This window comes from Pseudomonas sp. TE9122 (assembly GCF_056278925.1).
Genome location: NZ_JBWBQI010000001.1, coordinates 2,594,434 through 2,614,471, shown reverse-complemented (window position 1 = coordinate 2,614,471; position 20,038 = coordinate 2,594,434). Strand labels below are relative to the sequence as shown.

Annotated in this window: 17 protein-coding genes, 1 tRNA gene and 1 pseudogene; 10 read left to right on the top strand and 9 right to left on the bottom strand. The window is 61.3% G+C overall.

The genetic code is table 11. The features are described 5' to 3' along the window. Positions 1–99: 99 nt before the first annotated feature. Entirely contained in the window at positions 100–1,254 is a 1,155-nt protein-coding gene (locus ACZ9BE_RS11850; RefSeq protein WP_476249460.1) for a MalY/PatB family protein, read from the bottom strand. 42 nt (positions 1,255–1,296) lie between these two features. Between ACZ9BE_RS11850 and ACZ9BE_RS11845 the strand changes: the two genes are divergently transcribed. From ACZ9BE_RS11845 to ACZ9BE_RS11800, 10 genes are all read left to right on the top strand, one after another. Further along, positions 1,297–1,518: a hypothetical protein gene (locus ACZ9BE_RS11845; protein WP_353188569.1), complete on the top strand. Its 222-nt coding sequence runs from the start codon at positions 1,297–1,299 to the stop codon at positions 1,516–1,518. 55 nt (positions 1,519–1,573) lie between these two features. Then, positions 1,574–4,639, top strand: a complete 3,066-nt coding sequence (gene fdnG / locus ACZ9BE_RS11840) for a formate dehydrogenase-N subunit alpha (protein WP_315435092.1) — start codon at positions 1,574–1,576, stop codon at positions 4,637–4,639. Continuing rightward, on the top strand, positions 4,640–5,575 hold the full coding sequence (fdxH, locus tag ACZ9BE_RS11835; protein WP_353188567.1) for a formate dehydrogenase subunit beta: 936 nt from the start codon (positions 4,640–4,642) through the stop codon (positions 5,573–5,575). After that, a complete protein-coding gene (locus ACZ9BE_RS11830) occupies positions 5,572–6,237 on the top strand; it encodes a formate dehydrogenase subunit gamma (protein WP_041480299.1) in 666 nt (221 codons plus the stop codon). The genes fdxH and ACZ9BE_RS11830 overlap by 4 nt, the downstream gene beginning before the upstream one ends. 3 nt (positions 6,238–6,240) lie before the next feature. After that, a complete protein-coding gene (fdhE, locus tag ACZ9BE_RS11825) occupies positions 6,241–7,167 on the top strand; it encodes a formate dehydrogenase accessory protein FdhE (protein ID WP_476249459.1) in 927 nt (308 codons plus the stop codon). 429 nt (positions 7,168–7,596) lie between these two features. Further along, the gene (locus ACZ9BE_RS11820; RefSeq protein WP_252876575.1) at positions 7,597–7,899 is read left to right on the top strand and encodes a transposase; all 303 of its coding nucleotides are present in this window, start codon (positions 7,597–7,599) and stop codon (positions 7,897–7,899) included. Continuing rightward, the gene (locus tag ACZ9BE_RS11815) at positions 7,896–8,732 is read left to right on the top strand and encodes an IS3 family transposase (protein ID WP_041475818.1); all 837 of its coding nucleotides are present in this window, start codon (positions 7,896–7,898) and stop codon (positions 8,730–8,732) included. Before ACZ9BE_RS11820 ends, ACZ9BE_RS11815 begins: the two co-directional genes overlap by 4 nt. A gap of 864 nt (positions 8,733–9,596) precedes the next feature. After that, positions 9,597–11,009 (top strand): L-seryl-tRNA(Sec) selenium transferase, encoded by a 1,413-nt coding sequence (gene selA / locus ACZ9BE_RS11810; protein ID WP_476249458.1) that lies wholly within the window; start codon positions 9,597–9,599, stop codon positions 11,007–11,009. Then, positions 11,006–12,922, top strand: coding sequence for a selenocysteine-specific translation elongation factor (gene selB, locus ACZ9BE_RS11805; protein WP_476250137.1), 1,917 nt, complete (start codon positions 11,006–11,008; stop codon positions 12,920–12,922). The genes selA and selB overlap by 4 nt, the downstream gene beginning before the upstream one ends. A 5-nt stretch (positions 12,923–12,927) precedes the next feature. After that, positions 12,928–13,023 (top strand) — tRNA-Sec (locus ACZ9BE_RS11800). A gap of 100 nt (positions 13,024–13,123) precedes the next feature. Here the strand turns inward: ACZ9BE_RS11800 and ACZ9BE_RS11795 are convergent. The 8 genes and pseudogenes from ACZ9BE_RS11795 to ACZ9BE_RS11760 all read right to left on the bottom strand — a co-directional run bounded on the left by ACZ9BE_RS11795 (position 13,124) and on the right by ACZ9BE_RS11760 (position 20,012). Then, a pseudogene (locus ACZ9BE_RS11795) lies at positions 13,124–13,413 on the bottom strand (type II toxin-antitoxin system RelE/ParE family toxin). After that, positions 13,406–13,651, bottom strand: coding sequence for a type II toxin-antitoxin system ParD family antitoxin (locus tag ACZ9BE_RS11790; protein WP_016770738.1), 246 nt, complete (start codon positions 13,649–13,651; stop codon positions 13,406–13,408). The pseudogene ACZ9BE_RS11795 and the gene ACZ9BE_RS11790 overlap by 8 nt, the downstream one beginning before the upstream one ends. Positions 13,652–13,992: 341 nt before the next feature. Next, entirely contained in the window at positions 13,993–14,352 is a 360-nt protein-coding gene (locus tag ACZ9BE_RS11785; protein ID WP_150635198.1) for a DUF6124 family protein, read from the bottom strand. A 462-nt stretch (positions 14,353–14,814) separates the two neighbouring features. After that, positions 14,815–15,324, bottom strand: coding sequence for a hypothetical protein (locus tag ACZ9BE_RS11780; protein ID WP_256584154.1), 510 nt, complete (start codon positions 15,322–15,324; stop codon positions 14,815–14,817). A gap of 8 nt (positions 15,325–15,332) precedes the next feature. After that, a complete protein-coding gene (locus ACZ9BE_RS11775) occupies positions 15,333–15,848 on the bottom strand; it encodes a hypothetical protein (protein ID WP_024013038.1) in 516 nt (171 codons plus the stop codon). Beyond that, positions 15,845–16,552: a hypothetical protein gene (locus tag ACZ9BE_RS11770; protein ID WP_476249457.1), complete on the bottom strand. Its 708-nt coding sequence runs from the start codon at positions 16,550–16,552 to the stop codon at positions 15,845–15,847. The genes ACZ9BE_RS11775 and ACZ9BE_RS11770 overlap by 4 nt, the downstream gene beginning before the upstream one ends. Before the next feature lie 172 nt (positions 16,553–16,724). Next, on the bottom strand, positions 16,725–18,020 hold the full coding sequence (locus ACZ9BE_RS11765) for an OprD family porin (protein ID WP_476249456.1): 1,296 nt from the start codon (positions 18,018–18,020) through the stop codon (positions 16,725–16,727). Positions 18,021–18,308: 288 nt separating this feature from the next. Continuing rightward, positions 18,309–20,012, bottom strand: a complete 1,704-nt coding sequence (locus ACZ9BE_RS11760) for an amidase (RefSeq protein ID WP_110600492.1) — start codon at positions 20,010–20,012, stop codon at positions 18,309–18,311. Positions 20,013–20,038: the final 26 nt, after the last annotated feature.

Genomic DNA, 20,038 nt, shown 5'->3' with positions numbered 1-20,038 from the left:
CGGTCTGTCAGACGATAAATATGTCGACTGACACTGCGCTTTCGCGAGCAGGCTCGCTCCCACAGGGGATCACTTACAAAGGGGAATCTCGGGGCAGGATCAGAGATTGCGGTTAGCCAAAGCCCGCTCCATCCGCGCAATCCCTTCTTCGAGCAACGCCCTCGGGCAACCGAAGTTCAAGCGCACGAACTGCTGATGCCGGTCGCCAAAATCGAGCCCGGCACTCAGGCCGACCTTGCCCTGTTCGAGGAAGAACCGCTGCGGATCCGGCAGGTCCAGCGCGGTGCAATCGAGCCACGCCAGATACGTGCCCTGCGGCACATTGATGGTCACGCCCGGCAGGCGCGTGCGCACCGCGTCTACCAGCCAGTCGCGGTTGGCCTGCAGGTAGATTTTCAATTCCGCGAGCCAAGGCCCGGCTTCGCTGTAGGCGACGCGGGTGGCTTCCATGCCCAGCGGGTTGACGCTGTCGACCATGCCGCAGCGGGCGTGGTTGACGCGTTCGCGCAGCGCGGCGTCCTGAATGATCATGAACGAGGTCTTCAGACCGGCGATGTTGTAGGCCTTGCTCGCCGACATCAGGGTGATCGTGCGTTTGGAAATCTCGGTGCTCAGCGATGCGGTGGGAATGTGTACGCGGCCGTCGAAGCACAGTTCGGCATGAATTTCGTCGGAAATGATCCACGCGTCCTGCGCTGCACAGATATCCGCGACTGCCTGCAATTCTTCGCGGTCGAAGACCTTGCCGATCGGGTTGTGCGGGTTGCTCAACAGCAGGGCGCCGCCGCCTTTCAGTGACTCGCGCAGTGCGTCCAATGGCGTGGCGTAAGTGCCATCGGCCTGGGCTTCGAATTGCAGTTCGACCTTGTTCAGGCCCCAGTGCCCCGGCGCATGGCGCAGCGGCGGATAGTTCGGTACTTGCACGACGACATTCTGCTGCGCCTGGACCAGGGCCTTGAGCGCCATGTTGAAGCCCGATTCCACGCCCGGCAGGAAAATCAGCTCCTGCGGTTTCACCTGCCATGAATACTTGTTCCACAGGTCGGCGACGATGGCTTCACGCAGGTTGTCCTGGGCCACGCTGTAACCGAGCAGCGGGTGCAGCAGGCGCTGTTGCAAGGCTTGAACGATGACCGGCGGCGCGGCGAAATCCATGTCAGCGACCCACATCGGCAACACATCGGCCGGGTAGCGGCTCCACTTGGTACTGCCAGTGTGGTGGCGGTCGAACAGCTGATCAAAATCGAAAGTCATGCGCGGTCTCGTCGAGGCGGGTTTGGTTCTGCCGGACATTCTATGCGCAACGCGACCTGTGTGGGAGCGAGCCTGCTCGCGAATACGTCGGGTCAGGCAGCATCGAGTTGGATGACCCAGCGCTTTCGCGAGCAGGCTCGCTCCCACAGGGGGGGTGTGCACTGGCTGGAAATCCGGGCCAGACACCCGACGGTCGGTTTTCACACAATCGGCAAGGTCTTTGTCTACAGTGAAAAAGTCGGCGTCAAGGCGTCGCAACCGTGATTGTCCAGATAAAGCCCGGCGCAAGTACCGGGTTCCACCTGATCAGGAGTGCACGATGGATCTCAGCCGTCGTCAGTTCTTCAAGGTCGCCGGTATCGGCCTTGCAGGCTCAAGCCTGGGCGCGTTGGGCATGGCCCCGACGGCGGCCTTCGCCGAGCAGGTGCGTCACTTCAAGCTCGCCCACACCCGTGAAACCCGCAACACCTGCCCGTATTGCTCGGTCGGTTGCGGTTTGATCATGTACAGCCAGGGCGATGCCGGCAAGAACGTGGCGCAAAACATCATTCACATCGAAGGCGATGCCGACCACCCGGTCAATCGCGGCACGCTGTGCCCGAAAGGCGCGGGCCTGCTCGACTTCATTCACAGCCCCGGCCGCTTGCAGTACCCGCAAGTGCGCAAGCCCGGCAGCAATGAATGGACGCGCATCGGCTGGGACGAAGCCCTCGATCGCATCGCCGACCTGATGAAGGCCGACCGCGACGCCAACTTCATCGAGAAAAATGCCAACGGGCAAACGGTGAATCGCTGGCTGACCACCGGTTTTCTCGCGGCATCGGCGGCATCCAACGAAGCCGGCTACATCACTCAGAAGGTGATTCGCAGCCTCGGTCTGCTGGGGTTCGATAACCAGGCGCGTGTCTGACACGGCCCGACGGTGGCAAGTCTTGCCCCGACGTACGGCCGTGGTGCCATGACCAACACCTGGACCGATATCGCCAACGCGAATCTGATCCTGGTGATGGGTGGCAACGCAGCAGAAGCGCATCCGTGCGGCTTCAAATGGGTGACCGAGGCCAAGGCGCACAACGCCGCGCGGCTGATCGTGGTTGACCCGCGTTTTACCCGGACCGCTTCGGTGGCCGACTATTACGCGCCGATCCGCACCGGTACCGACATCGCCTTCATGGGCGGATTGATCAATTACCTGCTGACCGAGGACAAGATCCAGCACGAATACGTGCGCAATTACACCGACGTGTCGTTCATCGTCAAAGCCGGCTATGGCTTCGAAGACGGCCTGTTCAGCGGCTATGACGCGGAAAAACGCAGCTATACCGACAAGTCCGGCTGGGGTTACGAATTCGCCGAGGACGGTTTCGTCCGCGTCGACCCGACCCTGCAAGACCCGCGCTGCGTCTATCAACTGATGAAGCAGCATTACAGCCGCTACAACATCGACCTGGCCAGCCAGATCTGCGGCATGCCGGTCGACGCGATGCAGAAAATCTGGGAAGAGATCGCCACCTGCTCGACACCGGGCAAGACCATGACGATTCTCTACGCGCTCGGCTGGACGCAGCACTCGATTGGCGCGCAGATCATTCGCAGCGCGGCGATGGTGCAATTGCTGCTGGGCAACGTCGGCATGCCCGGCGGTGGCGTCAATGCGCTGCGCGGGCACTCGAACATCCAGGGTCTGACCGATCTCGGCCTGCTGTCCAACGCCTTGCCCGGCTACCTCACGCTGCCCAGCGACAGCGAGCAGGACTATGGCCAGTTCATCTTCAAACGCACACAGGTTCCGCTCAGACCGGGGCAGCTTTCGTACTGGCAGAACTACAGCAAATTCCACGTCAGCCTGATGAAATCCTGGTACGGCGCCAATGCCACCGCCGAGAACAACTGGCTGTTCGATCATTTGCCGAAGCTCGACATCCCCAACTACGACGTGCTGAAAATGTTCGATCTGATGAGCCAGGGCAAGGTCAACGGCTACTTTTGCCAAGGCTTCAATCCGATCGCTGCGTTACCGGACAAGAACCGCGTGATGGGCGCATTGGCCAAGCTCAAGTGGCTGGTGGTAATGGACCCGCTGGCCACGGAGACCTCGGAGTTCTGGCAGAACGTCGGGCCGTACAACGATGTGAAAACCGCCGAAATCCAGACCGAAGTCATTCGCCTGCCGACCACCTGTTTTGCCGAGGAAGACGGCTCGCTGGTCAACAGCAGCCGCTGGCTGCAATGGCACTGGAAAGGCGCCGACGGCCCCGGCGAAGCGCAGACTGACATTCGCATCATGAGCGAACTGTTCCTGCGCCTGCGCCAGCGTTATCAGACCGAAGGCGGCAAGTTTCCTGATCCGCTGCTGAAACTCTCGTGGCCGTACAAGATCCCCGACGAGCCTTCGCCGGAAGAACTGGCGCGGGAAATCAACGGCACCGCTGTCAGCGATTTCACCGATGCCAGCGGCGTCACGGTCAAGGCCGGTACGCAACTGGCAGGCTTCGGTTTGCTCAAGGATGACGGCAGCACCGCGTCCGGTTGCTGGATTTTCGCCGGCAGCTGGACCGAGGCCGGCAACCAGATGGCCCGGCGCGATAACGCCGACCCGTTCGGCATGCACCAGCATCAGGGCTGGGCGTGGGCGTGGCCGGCCAATCGGCGGATTCTCTACAACCGCGCCTCGGCGGACCCGGCGGGCAAACCGTGGGACCCGAAAAAGCGGCTGGTGTGGTGGAACGGCAAGACCTGGACCGGCACCGATGTGCCGGACTACAAGGCCGACGTGCCGCCGGAAGCCGGGATGAATCCGTTCATCATGAACCCCGAAGGCGTGGCCCGGTTCTTCGCCGTCGACAAGATGAACGAAGGCCCATTCCCTGAGCACTACGAGCCGTTCGAAACGCCGATCGGCATCAACCCGCTGCACCCGCAAAACAAGAAGGCCACCAGCAACCCGGCGGCGCGGATCTTCGATTCGGTCTGGGAAACCCTCGGCGAAGCCAAGGACTTCCCGTACGCCGGCACCAGCTACCGGCTTACCGAGCACTTCCACTTCTGGAGCAAACACTGCAAGTTGAATGCGATTGCTCAGCCCGAGCAGTTCGTGGAAATCGGTGAGGTGCTGGCGAACGAGAAGGGCATCGCTGCCGGTGATCGCGTGCGTGTCAGCTGCAAGCGCGGGTTTATCGAAGCGGTGGCGGTGGTGACCAAACGGATCCGGCCGCTGCAGGTCAACGGCCAGGTCGTGCATCAGATCGGCATCCCGCTGCACTGGGGTTTCACCGGCCTGACGCGCCACGGTTACCTGACCAACACCCTGGTGCCGTTCCTCGGCGATGGCAACACTCAGACCCCGGAATCCAAGTCATTCCTGGTCAACGTGGAGAAACTGTAAATGGCCAGCCAAGACATCATTGCCCGCTCGGCCACCACCACCGTGCCGCCGTCGGTAAGGACTCAGCAGGGCGTTGCCAAGCTGATCGACACGACCAAGTGCATCGGTTGCAAGGCCTGCCAGGTCGCCTGCTCGGAATGGAACGAGCTGCGCGACGAGGTCGGCCACAACCACGGCACCTACGACAATCCGCAGGACCTGACGGCGGATTCGTGGACGCTGATGCGCTTCACCGAGCACGAAACCGACGCCGGCAACCTCGAATGGCTGATCCGCAAGGACGGCTGTATGCACTGCGCCGAGCCCGGTTGTCTGGCCGCGTGCCCGAGCCCCGGGGCGATCATTCAGCATGCCAACGGCATCGTCGATTTCGATCAGGACCACTGCATCGGTTGTGGCTATTGCATCACCGGTTGCCCGTTCAACATTCCGCGCATTTCGCAGAAGGATCACAAGGCCTACAAATGCACACTGTGTTCCGACCGGGTGGCGGTCGGGCTGGAGCCGGCCTGCGTGAAAACCTGCCCGACCGGCGCGATCGTCTTCGGCACCAAGGAAGACATGAAAGAACACGCCGCCGAACGCATCGTCGACCTGAAAAGCCGTGGCTTTGAAAACGCCGGTTTGTACGACCCGGCAGGCGTTGGTGGCACCCACGTGATGTACGTGCTGCATCACGCCGACACGCCAAAAATCTATGCAGGTTTGCCGGACCATCCGGCGATCAGTCCGCTGGTGGGCTTGTGGAAAGGCATCAGCAAACCCCTCGGCCTGTTGGCGATGGGTGCGGCGGTGCTGGCCGGGTTCTTCCACTACGTGCGCATCGGGCCGAATCGCGTCGAGGAGGATGAACATCCGACGCCACCCGACAACTCGGTGCACGTGGTCGATCCGACGGTGCACACCTTCGATCCACGCGGGGAGGAGCGGCCATGAGCAACAAGACGATCCTGCGTTACAGCGCCAACCAGCGCACCAATCACTGGCTGGTGGCGATCCTGTTTTTCATGGCCGGGTTGTCCGGGCTGGCGTTGTTTCATCCGTCGCTGTTCTGGCTCAGTAATCTGTTCGGCGGCGGCACCTGGACGCGGATTCTGCACCCGTACATGGGCATCGCCATGTTTGTGCTGTTCCTCGGCCTGGTGTTCAGCTTCTGGCGCACCAATTTCTTCATCGCCAATGATCGCCAGTGGCTGCGGCGGATCAACCGAGTGATGGTCAACGACGAAGAAAGCGTGCCGCCGGTAGGCAAATACAACGCCGGGCAGAAGTTGCTGTTCTGGACTTTACTGCTGTGCATGCTCGCGTTGCTGTTCACCGGGCTGGTGATCTGGCGCGCGTGGTTCAGCGCGTACTTCGGCATCACCACGATCCGCTGGGCCATGCTGCTGCATGCGCTGGCCGGGTTCGTGCTGGTGCTGAGCATCATCGTGCACATCTACGCCGGTTTGTGGATCAAGGGTTCGGTCGACGCCATGTTGCATGGCTGGGTCAGCCGGCCGTGGGCGAGAAAACACCATGAACTGTGGTACCGCGAGGTGACCCGCGACGAACAGCCTCGGGACGTGCCCGAGCGACCGCTGACAAAAAAGGGCTGACTTTTGCCAAGCATTCTTGAACCTGGGGAAATCGAGGCGGCGGCCAGTTCGCCGCCGTTTCTGTATCTGCCGCCACGTAACCTGTTTGCCCTGCGCGCTGAACGCCTCGAGCGTCTGGCCGAGGGCAACGGGTTGGCGGATTATCTGCGGCTGATGGCCGGATTGTGCCGGGCGCAGCAGCAGGTCTTCGACGATCCGCCGCTCACCGCGCCGTTTGATGCGCAGCGTTTCGAAGCCTGTCAGCAACACGGTCTGCCACCATTCGCGGCAGATACCTTGGTGCGCGAAGATGCCTGGCAGCCGTGGCTGGACGCCTTGCTGCAGCGCTATGCGCCAGCGGATCAACCTGCAGTGATCGACGCGCTGGACACTCTGCGCGGGGCCAGTTCCGGCCAGCTGCGCGCGTGGGCGGTGGCGCTGGTCAGTGGGCAGTATTCGCTGGTGCCGGCGGCGCTGGTGCCGTTTCTCGGCGCCGCGCTGCAAACCGCCTGGAGCCACTGGCTGCTCAGCGTGCCGCAACTGCAACTCAAGCCCGGCGACAGCCTCAGCCAATGCCCGGCCTGTGGTTCGCCGGCCATGGCCGGGGTGATTCGCCATCGCGGCAAGCACAACGGTTTGCGCTATCTGGTGTGTTCGCTGTGCGCATGCGAATGGCATGTGGTGCGGGTCAAGTGCGTGTATTGCGAGCAGAGCAAGGGCCTTGAGTATCTGAGCCAGGAAGACGACCGGCACAGCGCCGAACAGGCACCGCTGCGCGCCGAAGTCTGCCCGAGCTGCGACAGCTACCTGAAATTGCTCTATCTGGAGAACGACGCCGAAGCCGAGGCGTTGTCGGCGGATCTCGGCAGTTTGCTGCTGGACATGCGTCTGGCCCAGGACGGCTATCAGCGTCTGGCGCCCAATCTGTTGCTGGCGCCGGGGGACGAATGACGAGAGCAAAACTGTGGAAGGGGGTGTGCTCCCACAGGTTTTTGTGGTGACCAACAATGTTCATTCCACCCCGAATCCCTGTGGGAGCTGGCTTGCCAGCGATTGGTCGGCACATCCACCACCTTCTTTGACGGACCCACCGCAAACGCTGGCAAGCCAGCTCCCACAAGTCTATGTGCCGAATCACAAAGCCCGGTCAGCCCCGGATTTCTCTGTGGGAGCGAGCCTGCTCGCGAAGGCGTCAGGTCAGCCACATCCACACTGACTGACACACCACATTCGCGAGCAGGTTCGCTCCCACAGGTTTTGTGGTGACCAACAATGTTCATTCCGCCCCGAATCCCTGTGGGAGCTGGCTTGAACTGGCCTAATGATTTTGGACACTTCAATCAGGCGCTATGATGGCGTCCAAATCTGAGGTGTTCGGATATGCGTAACTCTTATTCAATTGAATTCAAACTCAAGGCTGTCGGCATGGTATTGGACGAGGGGATATCGGTTCCCGAAGTCTGTGCCAGTCTAGACATCGGCCCTACCGCGTTGCGTCGCTGGGTCGCCCAGGTTCGCAAAGAGCGCCTGGGTACAACGCCGGTGGGGGCCAAAGCGATTACAGCTGACCACCGAGAGATTCAAGAACTCAAAGCCTTGCTCAGGCAAAAAGACCGGGATATTGAAATCCTAAAAAAAGCCAGTGCTCTGCTGCTATTGGACGCCAAAGATCATTCTCATTGATCAATGAGCTGGCAGAGCTATACGGCGTTAACGACTGTTGCCGTGTGTTTGATGTTTGCCGCAGCAGCTTTTATGCCTGGCGTCAGCGCCAAGGCAAGGTGAGTCCTGAGCGGGAGAAACTCAAAGCCATGCTGGTTGAGCATCATAAGGAATCGAGAGCATCGGCCGGGGCACGCACCCTTTCCCGGGAACTACAGGCCAAAGGACATCGAGTCGGGCGGTACATGGCTCGTAGTTTGATGCGTGAAGCCGGAGTGACTAGCCGTCAGCGCCGGCGCCATAAATACAAATCATCAGGCGTAGAGGCTTTGGTCGCACCGCACGTGCTCAAGCGCCAGTTCGATGTCACATCAATCAATGAGGTGTGGTGCGCCGATGTCACGTATATCAAGGTCGGCACCCGGTGGATGTATTTCGCTGCGGTTTTGGATCTCTTCGCCCGCCGACTGGTGGGTTGGGCGTTTTCAATGATCTCGGATGCGGAACTGACCTGTGAGGCCTTACGAATGGCCGTTGAGTTGCGAGGCAGACCTAAAGACGTGCTGTTTCACTCCGATCAAGGCTGCCAGTACACCAGCCATAAATTCAGGAATGAGCTGCTAGCGCACGGGCTGAGGCAGAGCATGAGTCGCAAGGGAGAGTGTTGGGACAACGCACCGATGGAGCGTTTCTTTGGAAGTCTGAAATCGGAGTGGGTACCTGAAGCGGGGTACCGCTCCGAGTACGAAGCACGGGTTGATTTGCAGCGCTACCTAATGCGCTACAACAACACCAGACTCCATAGCTACAACAACTACCGGTCACCGGTCGCCATGGAGAAAATGGCGGCCTGAAAAACCCTAACTGGTGTCCAATATTACTTGACCAGTTCAGCTTGCCAGCGATTCAATCGGCACATCCACCGTCTTCTTTGACGGACCCACCGCAATCGCTGGCAAGCCAGCTCCCACAAGTCTATGTGCCGAATCACAAAGCCCGGTCAGCCCCGGATTTCTCTGTGGGAGCGAGCCTGCTCGCGAAGGCGTCAGGTCAGCCACATCCACATTGACTGACACACCGTTTTCGCGAGCAGGCTCGCTCCCACAGGTTTTTGTGGTGACCAACAATGTTCATTCCACCCCGAATCCCTGTGGGAGCTGGCTTGCCAGCGATTGGTCGGCACATCCACCACCTTCTTTGACGGACCCACCGCAATCGCTGGCAAGCCAGCTCCCACAAGTCTATGTGCCGAATCACAAAGCCCGGTCAGCCCCGGATTTCTCTGTGGGAGCGAGCCTGCTCGCGAAGGCGTCAGGTCAGCCACATCCACATTGACTGACACACCGTTTTCGCGAGCAGGCTCGCTCCCACAGGTTTTTGTGGTGACCAACAATGTTCATTCCACCCCGAATCCCTGTGGGAGCTGGCTTGCCAGCGATTGGTCGGCACCTCCACCACCTTCTTTGACGGACCCACCGCAATCGCTGGCAAGCCAGCTCCCACAAGTCTATGTGCCGAATCACAAAGCCCGGTCAGCCCCGGGTTTCTCTGTGGGAGCGAGCCTGCTCGCGAAGGCGTCAGGTCAGCCACATCCACACTGACTGACACACCGCTTTCGCGAGCAGGCTAGCTCCGGCAGTGCGTCTACACTTCTGAAACCCTTTTGGGAGCAAGCTCGCTCCCAAAAGGGATTGTTTCAGTGAAATCAGGAGTGGCTGATGTCTTCCAGCGTTGCCCTGCGGTTGCCGTCCATTGATGGGTTGTTGCGTCATCCGGCGTGCGCGCCGTTGGCCGAACGTTACGGCCGGGATTCGTTGCTGACTGGCCTGCGTCAGTTGCTCGATGAGCTAAGGCCTGACGTGTTGAGCGGGCAATTGGCGGCCGTGGAAATCGGCCCCGAAGTGCTCGCCGGCCGCGTCGGTGAACGCTTGGCGCAACAGCAGCGCAGTCAGGTGCGCCGGGTGTTCAACCTGACCGGCACGGTGCTGCACACCAATCTCGGTCGCGCCTTGCTGCCCGAAGAAGCCATCGAAGCAGTGCAAACCGCCGCACGCTATCCGCTCAATCTCGAATTCGATCTGGGCAGCGGCAAGCGCGGTGATCGGGACGACCTGATCGAAGGCCTGATCCGCGAACTGACCGGCGCCGAAGCCGTCACCGTGGTCAACAACAATGCCGCTGCCGTGCTGCTCACGCTCAACAGCCTCGGCGCGCGCAAGGAAGGCATCATCTCCCGTGGCGAGCTGATCGAAATCGGCGGCGCTTTCCGCATCCCCGACATCATGGCCCGGGCCGGCGTGCGCCTGCACGAAGTCGGCACCACCAACCGCACCCATGCCCGGGATTACCAAGCGGCAATCGGTCCGCGCAGCGGTTTGATCATGCGCGTGCATGCCAGCAATTACAGCATCGAAGGCTTCACCGCGCGAGTGGCGACCGCCGAGTTGGCTGAACTGGCGCACGCTCATGGCTTGCCGTTGCTGGAAGATCTGGGCAGCGGCAGTCTGCTCGACCTGACGCGCTGGGGGCTGCCGGCGGAACCGACCGTGCGGCAGGCGCTGCTCGATGGCGCCGACATCGTCACCTTCAGCGGCGACAAATTGCTCGGCGGGCCGCAGGCCGGGTTGATCGTCGGGCGCAAAGAACTGATCGCGAAGATCAAGAAGAATCCACTGAAGCGCGCACTGCGGGTCGATAAATTGACCTTGGCCGCGCTGGAAGCGGTGCTCGGTCTGTACCGCGATCCGGATCGCCTCGCCGAGCGTCTGCCGAGCCTGCGTCTGCTGACCCGGCCGCAGGCCGAGATTCATGCTCAGGCTCTGCGTTTGCAACCGTTGCTCGCCGATGTGTTGGGCGAGGTCTGGCAGGTCAGTGCAGTCGAGGCGTTGGGCATGATCGGCAGCGGCAGCCAACCGGTGGCGCGCTTGCCGAGTGCAGCGCTGTGTTGCCGCCCGCAAGTGTCCAAGCGCTGGCGCGGGCGGTATCTGCTCAATCTCGAAGCAGCGTTGCGCGGTTTGCCGATCCCGGTGCTCGGGCGAATCGGCGACGATGCGCTGTGGCTGGATCTACGCCAGCTCGACGATGAGCCAGCGTGGCTGGCGCAGTTGCCGCAATTGCAGGTCGACCGGTGATCGTCGGCACGGCGGGGCACATCGACCACGGCAAGACTTCGCTGTTGCAGGCGCTGACCGGGCAAACCGGCGACCGCCGCCCGCAGGAGCGCGAACGCGGCATGACCATCGATCTCGGTTATCTCTACGCCGAACTCGCAGCGGGCTCCGGGCTGACCGGCTTCATCGACGTGCCCGGCCACGAAAAATTCACCCACAACATGCTCGCTGGTGCGCAGGGCATCGATCTGGTGTTGCTGGTGGTAGCGGCCGACGACGGCGTGATGCTACAGACGCGAGAGCATCTGGCGATCATCGAACTGCTCGGCATTCCCCGCGCGCTGGTGGCGATCACTAAATGCGACCGGGCGGGCGCGGGCAGGGTGGAAGAGGTGCAGCGCCAGGTCCTGGACCTGCTCGCGCCCGGACCATTTGCTGATGCGCCGATTTTTACCGTGTCGAGCTTGAACGGGCAGGGCGTCGATGAGTTGCGCGCGGCGTTATTGCAGTCACACAACGAGGTGCAGGCGCGCGGTTGCGAAGGCGGCTTTCGTCTGGCGATTGATCGGGCTTTCAGCGTCGCGGGTGCGGGGATCGTGGTCACGGGCACCGCGCTGTCGGGCACGGTTGCGGTCGGCGAAAAACTGGTTCTGGCGCCTGCCGGCAAATCGGTTCGCATCCGTGGCCTGCACGCGCAAAACCAGGCCGCCGAACAGGCCTTCGCCGGCCAGCGCGTGGCGCTGAACCTCAGCGGCGAACGTCTGGAACTGACGCAGATCCACCGTGGCCAATGGCTGCTGGCGGACTGGCTGCATGCCCCGACCCAGCGCGTCGACATCGACTTTCATCTGTTGCCGGGCGAGCGCACCTTCGAACACTTCCACCCGATGCATCTGCACCTCGGCACCCAAGATGTCATCGCCCGCGTCGCCTTGCTGCAAGGCCCGCGCCTGAGCCCCGGCGAGCGCATGTTCGCGCAACTGCTGATCAACGCGCCGGTGCACGCAGTGAAAGGCGATCGATTGATCCTGCGCGACGCCAGCGCCCAGCGCACATTGGGCGGCGGTGTTGTGCTCGACCCATTCGCTCCGGCGCGCCAACGCCGCAGCCCGGAACGCCTTGCGCAACTGCAAACCCTTGCCCTTAGCGTCAGCCTCGAACAGGCCCTGCCGACACTGCTCAACCACAGCCCCGGCGGCTTCGACCCGCAACGCCTCGAACGCCAGTTCAACCGCCCGCGCGCGCAGTGGACGCTGGCGGAAAACATCCGCCTGATCGACACCCGCCAAGGCCCGCTGCTGTTCAACGTGCAGCGCTGGGGCCAGTTGAAATTCACCTTGCTCGAGCAACTGGCGCGATTCCACGAACAGGAACCCGACCAGATGGGGCCGGACCGCGATCGCCTGCGCCGCTTCAGCGCGCTGGCACTGGAACGCTCGACGTTCATCAGCCTGCTCGAAGAACTGCTCAACGCCGGCTCCATCCTCGCCAGCGGCCCCTGGCTGCACCTGCCCGACCATCAGGTGCGCCTGAATGCCGACGACGAAATCCTCTGGCAGCAATTACAGCCGTTGTTCGAACAGGCCGGTTTCGACCCACCGTGGGTACGCGACGCCGCGAAAATGCTCGGCGAAGACGACGCCAGTGTCCGCCTGCTGCTGCGCAAACTCGCACGGCTGGGCCTGATGCACCAAGTGGTGCGCGACCTGTTCATCAGCGACATCGTCCTGCGGCAAATGGCGGCGCTGCTGCTGAAACTCGCCGAAGAAAATCCAGCGATTGAGGTGACAACTTTCCGTGATGCGCTAGGCTTGGGACGCAAACGCTGTATTCAGTATCTGGAATATTTCGACCGACTCGGCCTGACTCGCCGCCTCGGCGAATCCCGCCAGATCCGCCCCGACAACGCGCTGGCTGACGCTTGCGCACCCTGAGTTCAGGAAGACAATCGCGCCCGGTGGCGCGGCCGGGCTTCAAACCCGGTTGGGGACGGCATCCGTTCCCGGGCAGGTTCGACTCCGGCTGTCTTCCGCCAGTCTCCCAAAAGCAAAGATCGCAGCCTTCGGCAGCTCTTACATCGATTTGTAGGAGCTGCCGAAGGCTGCGATCTTTTGATTTTCGGTGATACGAGAAGGTTAGAGATTACGCTGCGCTTCCATCCGGTCATGCAAAATTCTGATTATCGCGATCCCATAGGCGGTGATTCGAAAATAAATCACGTGACTCTCCACGCTGCAGCGTCGGTAACCGGGGCGGATCGCGTCGCATGCGGGTGCTGTTTTGGGACGATCAGCCAACTGCTCGAAAGACGCAGTCAGGATGTCGATGTAGCGATTGGCCTGATCCAAACCCCATTGTTGAGCTGTATAGGCCCAGATAGCCTCAAGATCCACTTCGGCGGCGGGGGAAGTCGGTATTCAGCCATGTGCTCTCAACATTCTCTTTTTGAAAGCATCAGCATCGAATGGCCGGGGGGCACCACTGGATTCTCCTTCTCGAAGGGCTGCGCGGACGGTTTCCAGTTCAGCGTTTCGCTCTTGCTCTCGACGGATCAAATCGCGGATATATTCGCTGTCGTTGGTGTAATGTCCCGCTTCTATTTGAGCTTTGATCCAATGGTCTTGCTGGTCAGTCACGGTTATGGTTTTGCGTACGGTAGCCATGATCGGGCCCTTTGCGGATGGCGAACTTTGCGCAAATTATCATACTAATGGTGCGCTAACGAGTATGAGCCTAGCCGTTACAAGAACGAATCACAGCCTTCGGCAGCTCATGCGTATATCACTCGAACTGCCGCAGGCTGCATTTTCAGACCCGCAACCGAATCTGCTGCCCGAGCACATCCATCGGGTTAAATAATCCTTCCCCTTTGTGATCGCTTGCAGGCTCGCTACCACAGGTTCCTTCAGTGGTCGCAAAGTTTGCGTCCGACCAGGATCAATGTGGGAGCGAGCCTGCTCGCGAAGAGGCCGGCACGGGCATCGCATAACTCAGCCGGCCCGCATTACCCCGGCAATTCCAGATTATCCAGCACCCGATTCACCGCCAGTTCCCCGAGCATGATCAGTTGCGCAATCCCCATCAGCGTCCGGCGCTGCGATGGCTTGACCAGTCCGGCGAATTCCTGGGCGATGGTTTTGGCGGAGGCGAGGGTTTCGCAGGCATTGGCCAGCAAGTCTTCGTTTTTGGTGTCGGCGGTGACGGCGTACATGGCGCGGGGGCTGAAGGGTGGCGGGGTGGAGCCGGGCGGGCAGAGGTAGTGGTCGAGGGCGCGATCGGCGGCTTCGTGGAGTTTTTTGGAGTCGAGGGATTCGTAGGGGGAGGTGGGATCGGTTTCGGGTGGGTTGGGTGTTGGTTTGATCATGGTGAGACTCCGTGGTTGATTTAGCCGCCACGGCTCATCGCTAAACAAGTAAAGGTGGCGGCTGTACGCAGGTTAGCGATCCGGGTCACAGAAACCCCGGGTAGACCCGAAGGTCTCCCACGCACAGCCACCATGACATCAAGTGCAGATCGAAAAATGCAATTGAGACTGGGCATTGGTGCGTCTGTAATGAGTCGGATCGCTAAACCCGATCGCTGATTCGTCAGCGACCGCACCACAATAGAACCCGCCCCCAAGGCGCACAAGCCGGCGGATTCTGGCGTAGCTGTAGGCAACGGCGCAAGGATTTGTAGCCTTGAGACCGTATCCGCAGGTGTCTTTTAAACAGCTTCGTTTAAATCAAAGAATTGCGCCGAACCTGATGGCCTCTTCGCGAGCAGGCTCGCTCCCACATTGCAATTCATTGCGCCGCAGTCCACCGCACCAGCCCAAAACCCAACCTTATGGCTGATACGGAATCAACTTGTCCCGGTCCATTTCAACCAACAACTGATCGAGCATCTGCCGTTTGTTCTCGACCCCGGGAATCGGCACATACCACGTCATCACGCTCCAGCCTTCGCGCGAGTAGTTGTAGGTTTTGAGCAGTTGGCCATCCTTGAAGACCGAGCCGCGCAGGTTGTCCTGGTAGTGGTAGGGCATCGGAAAGGTGAACAGGGTGAAGATGTTGACCAGCGCCAGCCAGTTGACCTTGCCGTCGCTGGGTTCGGTGATCAACAGGCTGTAGCCGTTGCGGGTGTAACCGCCGTCGAGCATCGAGAACGCGCCGGTCTTTTTCAGGACGCTGACGGTTTCGCGCTGATGCTGCTCGTCGATGCGCGTATACGCCGGCCCCATGCCGAGCGTGACCGGCACGTAGGCCTGATCGGCATGGTAATCGAGCGGCTGCAAGGTGTTGGCGCAGCCGCCCAGCATCAGTGAGGCACAGAGCAGGCCGGCGACTTTTATCATCGCGCGGTTCATTGCGCGACTGCCGGGATCAGCCGGTCCTGCTGCACATCCTGCGCGAAGGCGCGGGCGATGCGGCCGAGGTTCTGTTCGCGCATCTCGCCGCCCTGATCCAGTAGCCAGACGTATTTTTGAGTGATGTTGCGATAGGTGTATTGCTTCAGTCGCTTGTCACCCTGGTACACGGTGAATTCGGTTTGCGTATCGAATTCGTTCGACAGCGGCAGCAAGAACAACGTCGCGGTGCTCAGCAGAATCACCGGAAACGGCGGCAGGTGACGTTCCACATTGAGTTTGACCTGCACGTTGTACTCGTCAGCTTTACCGCTGCCGGTTTCGATGGTGCGGAACACACCGGTCTGACGCAGGTGGTTGCGCAGGCTGGAGCCGTTTTCCGGGTCATCGACCATAACGTGAATCGGCTGCAGATAATCCTGAGCGTCCGTAAGCGTGCGCTCGGGCAAGGTGTTGGTCGCCGCGCAACCGGTCAACAGAGCGGCGGCGGTGAGGGCGATGATTTTTTTCATGGTTTGGCGTCCACGGCAATACCCGGGATGGGGCCGGTGAAGATGTAGGGCTGAGCACTGTTCAGGTCGAGATTCAGCGGTTGCAGCGTTGGCAATCCTGGCGCCAGACGTTGCGCAATCAGCGCATCGCGGGCGTTCTGATCACTCCAGCGGAACGCGCAGAAACCGGCTGTCAGGCAGAGCGAACGGAACTCGCCGATGTAATAGGCCTTGCCGGGTTCCAGGCGCATCGGCAGGTTGAATTTCTCCCGCGCCTCTCTCGAGGTGAAAACAGTGCCTAGCCCAGGTTGATAACGTGCGGAAAAGAACTGGAAATCATAGAACTCGTAATCGCCCGGCTTCAGGGGAAGCACGAATACGCTCGCTGCGCCGACACCGTCCTGAACATCCTGCGGCGTGGAGTAAGCGCCGGCCATTTTCCAGACGCCGGCCGCACCGTATTCGGAACCGCGTTTGCGGAAAAAGATTCGCTGGTTGTCAGCGGCTGATTGCTTGAGTGATTGCGGCCCGATTGAGCCAACGAGATAACTGACTGGCTCGCTTGCCTTGGGTTGCAAGGGTTCGCTGACCCAGGAAGCGCTTTCGGTAATGCAGCCGCTGAGCGTCGCGGCGAGCACGACGGCCGCTCCGAGTTTGAATAGCTGAAACATGTACATCCCTGAATCTGCTTGCGTTGATTGACTACAAACAGGAAGGTCAATCAATGCCTTCCTGGCTTGGCTTTTTATGCGGGGGCGCAGAATAAACGAGGTGATGGCACTTGGCTAGCCGCTGTAGGCGCTGCGGTACGCTGAAATCATTTGATTTTGATCTCAAGGAGCAAACTCATGGTTTGTGGCCGACGCAGGAACCTGTGGGCGGGTTGATCGTGTTACCTCAAAAACCCAACGGGTACTGAACGACCACGTAAATCCGGTCAATATCATCACCAGCCTGCGCCTCGTTGGCGCGGTGGGTGACGTGCGACAGCTGCACCGACAGATCCTTCGCGGCGCCGGATTGCACGACATACTTCAGGTCGATATCGCGTTCCCAGTGTTTGCCGCCGCTGCCTTGTTGCGGTTGATAGTCGCCGCTGTCGGTGTCGAACGGGTTGTAGGCGCCGCCCTTGGGCGCGTGCGTACCGTCGATGTGGCTGCCGCTGACGTAGCGGGTCATGAAGTTCAGGCCGGGGATGCCGAAAGCGCCGAGGTCGAGGTCGTAGCGGGCTTGCCAGGAGCGTTCGTTGGCGCCGTTGAAGTCGGCGTATTTGATCGAGTTGGCGAGGTAGATCGAGTCGCCGCCGACGAAATCGAACGGCGTGTCGCCATTGATCCGCTGCCAGCCGAGCATCACCGCATGCGGGCCGAAGCTGTATTTGCCGGAGAGGCTAAGGGCGGTGTTATCGATCTCGCCGGCCACTGCGCGGCCGGTGTCGCGGGTGTGGTAGAGGTTGGCGTCGAGCAGCACGCCGGACTGTTTAAAATGCAGGTTGCCGTAATACTGGTGCCAGGTGTCGCTCAGTTCTGAGGCGTAGAGTGCGCCGCCGACCGGGCTGCTGCCGAACAGGTCGGCGCCGACGAAACTGATGCCGCCTGCTTCGGTGTTGGCGCCGTAACCGTAGAAGTCGCCTTGGCCGGAAGAGCTATCCTGATTCTTGAACGCGGTGAAGTGCCCGGCGACCAGATTGACGTTGTCGAACTCGGCGCTGTTGAGCAAAAAGCCTGTGGCGTATTCCGGTTGCAGGCGTTTGTCGGAAGTGTCGAAGACCGGGGTTTCCACGGTCATTTCGCCGAAGGCCAAAGTGGTGCGCGAGACCTTGAGCTTGAACGCACCGCCAGCGCTGGAATAGTTGTTTTCGCTGCGACCATCGCTGTCGACCGGTAACAGGCCGGTGCCGGAATGGCCCTTGCCGCCGTCGAGTTTCAGGCCGGCGAAGGCGTGGGCATCGATACCGAAACCGACTGTGCCGTTGGTGAAACCGGATGAGAAGTTACCGATAAAGCCCTGTGCCCATTCCTGTTTGTAGTTTTTTCCGGAGGGCGTGGGCGAGCGGTAGTCGTTGCTGAGGTAGAAGTTGCGTAGCAAGACATCGCTTTTGGCGTCGTCGAAAAAGCCGCTGGCATGGGCGGTGCCGGTCAGACCGCAGAGCATGGCAAGCAGGGTGAGGCGGGAGGGCGCGCGGTTGATCATGGTCAGGGCCGGTGGTCATCAGGATGGCGCTGATGATCGGCGGATCGGCCTGGAAAGGATTGGGCCGGTGTGCTGAGTTGGCAGCCTTCACACAGAACCTTGTGGGAGCGAGCCTGCTCGCGAATGCGGAGTGTCAGTTAACGAAAATGCTGACTGACACAGCGCTTTCGCGAGCAGGCTCGCTCCCACAGCTTGAGTCGGGGTAGTCAGGTGGAAATGTGGCGGCTGTCAGGCCGCCATCGCTGGCAAGCAAGCTCCCACAGGGTGTGTGGGAGCTGACACAGTGCATTAAGCCAGCGGCGGTGTACGCGGTGGGATCTGGCGTTTGCTGCCGGTGGATTCGAAGGCGGCGGCCAAGCGCAGCAGGTTCGAGTCGTCGTACGCGCGGCCGGCGAAGGTCAGGCCGACGGGCATGCCGATGTCGGCCATCACGCCCATGGGCACGGTGACGGTCGGGACGCCGAGGTGGCGGATCGCAAGGTTGCCGTTGGCCACCCAGACGCCGTTGCTCCAGGCGATATCCGCCGAGGTCGGGTTCACATCCGCATCCGCCGGGCCGACGTCGGCGACGGTGGGGAACAGCACTGCGTCGAGGCCGAGGCTGTCCATCCAGTCTTCGAGGTCGATGCGTCGGGTCTGCTCCAGACCACGCAAGCCATCAGGCACGGTTGGGATTTCATTCCACGGCGTGATGCCGCGCTCGGCCATGCGCACGTATTCGTCCATGCCGGCGGCCAGATCGCCTTCGCGGTTGGGCAGGGTGCCCGGGTCGTGCGGGAAGATCTTCGGCCCGTCGACGTCAACCAGACGATTGAGTTTCGGGTCGCCATTGGCTTGCAGGAAGTCGTCGAATGCCCAGGCAGTCAGATCCCACAGTTCATGGTGGAGGAATTCTTTCGACACCAGCCCACGGGTGAACACGGTTGGCGCGCCAGGGCGGTCGCCTTCGCAGTTGGAGACCAGCGGGAAGTCGGTTTCGATGACTTCGGCGCCAGCGGCCTCAAGGGCCTGACGTGCCTGCTGCCACAAGTCGATCACAGACGCGCGGGTGTTGATGCGCTGGCCGGTCGGGCCGCCAATGCCGGGGGCTTCGCTGGTGCCGGCGTCCGGGTCGGCGTTGATGTACATGCGCGGGATGGCGAAGCGTTTGCCGGCCAGGGCTTTGGCATCGGCGGCCAGTTCGCTGTAGGCAGCCGGGCGCACTTCGCTGACGCGCGGGATCGGCACCCACGGCTGCAAGCGCCAGAGGTCGCCACGGGTGTCCGGGTCTTCGGCGACGACCACGTCGAGCACTTCGAGCAGGTCGGCCATGGTTCGCGCGAACGGCACGACGACGTCCATAGTCGGGGTCAACGGCCAGTTGCCGCGCACTGAAATCACCCCGCGCGACGGGGTGTAGGCGCACAGGCCGTTGTTCGACGCAGGGCCACGGCCGCTCGACCAGGTTTCCTCAGCCAGGCCGAACGCAGCGAAACTCGCAGCGGTAGCGGTGCCGGCACCGTTGGACGAGCCGGAGGCGAACGGTGCAGTGAGGTAAGCGGCGTTGTACGGGCTTTCAGCGCGGCCATAGACGCCGCGTTGCATGCCGCCATTAGCCATCGGCGGCATGTTGGTCTTGCCCAGGCAGATCGCCCCGGCAGCGCGCAGGCGCTCGATGGTGAAGGCGTCGCGATGGGCGACCAGATCGGCGAACGCCGGACTGCCGGAAGCGGCGGTCAGGCCCTTGACCAGATAGCTGTCTTTGGCGGTGTAGGGGATGCCATCGAGCGGGCCGAGGGTCTCACCTTTGGCACGGCGGGCATCGGAGGCGCGGGCTTCGTTCAGTGCTTCGGGGTTGCGCACGACGACGGCGTTGAGTGCCGTCGGGGTGTCGGCGCCATCGTAGGCATCAATGCGTGCCAGATAGGCCTGCACCAGCTCCACGGCAGTGGTCTGGCCGGATTCGAGGGCGGCGCGCAGTTGGGCGATGGAGACTTCGGTGACTTCGATCATGGGGTCACCTGTTGAGCGTGGATGTT

Bases quoted from the DNA above. Each gene is read 5' to 3' on its own strand.
- ACZ9BE_RS11785 (WP_150635198.1), bottom strand. From the start codon at position 14,352: ATGATCAAACCAACACCCAACCCACCCGAAACCGATCCCACCTCCCCC.
- ACZ9BE_RS11760 (WP_110600492.1), bottom strand. From the start codon at position 20,012: ATGATCGAAGTCACCGAAGTCTCCATCGCCCAACTGCGCGCCGCCCTC.
- ACZ9BE_RS11845 (WP_353188569.1), top strand. From the start codon at position 1,297: ATGCGCAACGCGACCTGTGTGGGAGCGAGCCTGCTCGCGAATACGTCG.
- ACZ9BE_RS11790 (WP_016770738.1), bottom strand. From the start codon at position 13,651: ATGGCTACCGTACGCAAAACCATAACCGTGACTGACCAGCAAGACCAT.
- fdxH (WP_353188567.1), top strand. From the start codon at position 4,640: ATGGCCAGCCAAGACATCATTGCCCGCTCGGCCACCACCACCGTGCCG.
- ACZ9BE_RS11775 (WP_024013038.1), bottom strand. From the start codon at position 15,848: ATGAAAAAAATCATCGCCCTCACCGCCGCCGCTCTGTTGACCGGTTGC.
- selA (WP_476249458.1), top strand. From the start codon at position 9,597: ATGTCTTCCAGCGTTGCCCTGCGGTTGCCGTCCATTGATGGGTTGTTG.
- ACZ9BE_RS11850 (WP_476249460.1), bottom strand. From the start codon at position 1,254: ATGACTTTCGATTTTGATCAGCTGTTCGACCGCCACCACACTGGCAGT.
- ACZ9BE_RS11830 (WP_041480299.1), top strand. From the start codon at position 5,572: ATGAGCAACAAGACGATCCTGCGTTACAGCGCCAACCAGCGCACCAAT.
- ACZ9BE_RS11765 (WP_476249456.1), bottom strand. From the start codon at position 18,020: ATGATCAACCGCGCGCCCTCCCGCCTCACCCTGCTTGCCATGCTCTGC.
- ACZ9BE_RS11780 (WP_256584154.1), bottom strand. From the start codon at position 15,324: ATGATAAAAGTCGCCGGCCTGCTCTGTGCCTCACTGATGCTGGGCGGC.
- ACZ9BE_RS11820 (WP_252876575.1), top strand. From the start codon at position 7,597: ATGCGTAACTCTTATTCAATTGAATTCAAACTCAAGGCTGTCGGCATG.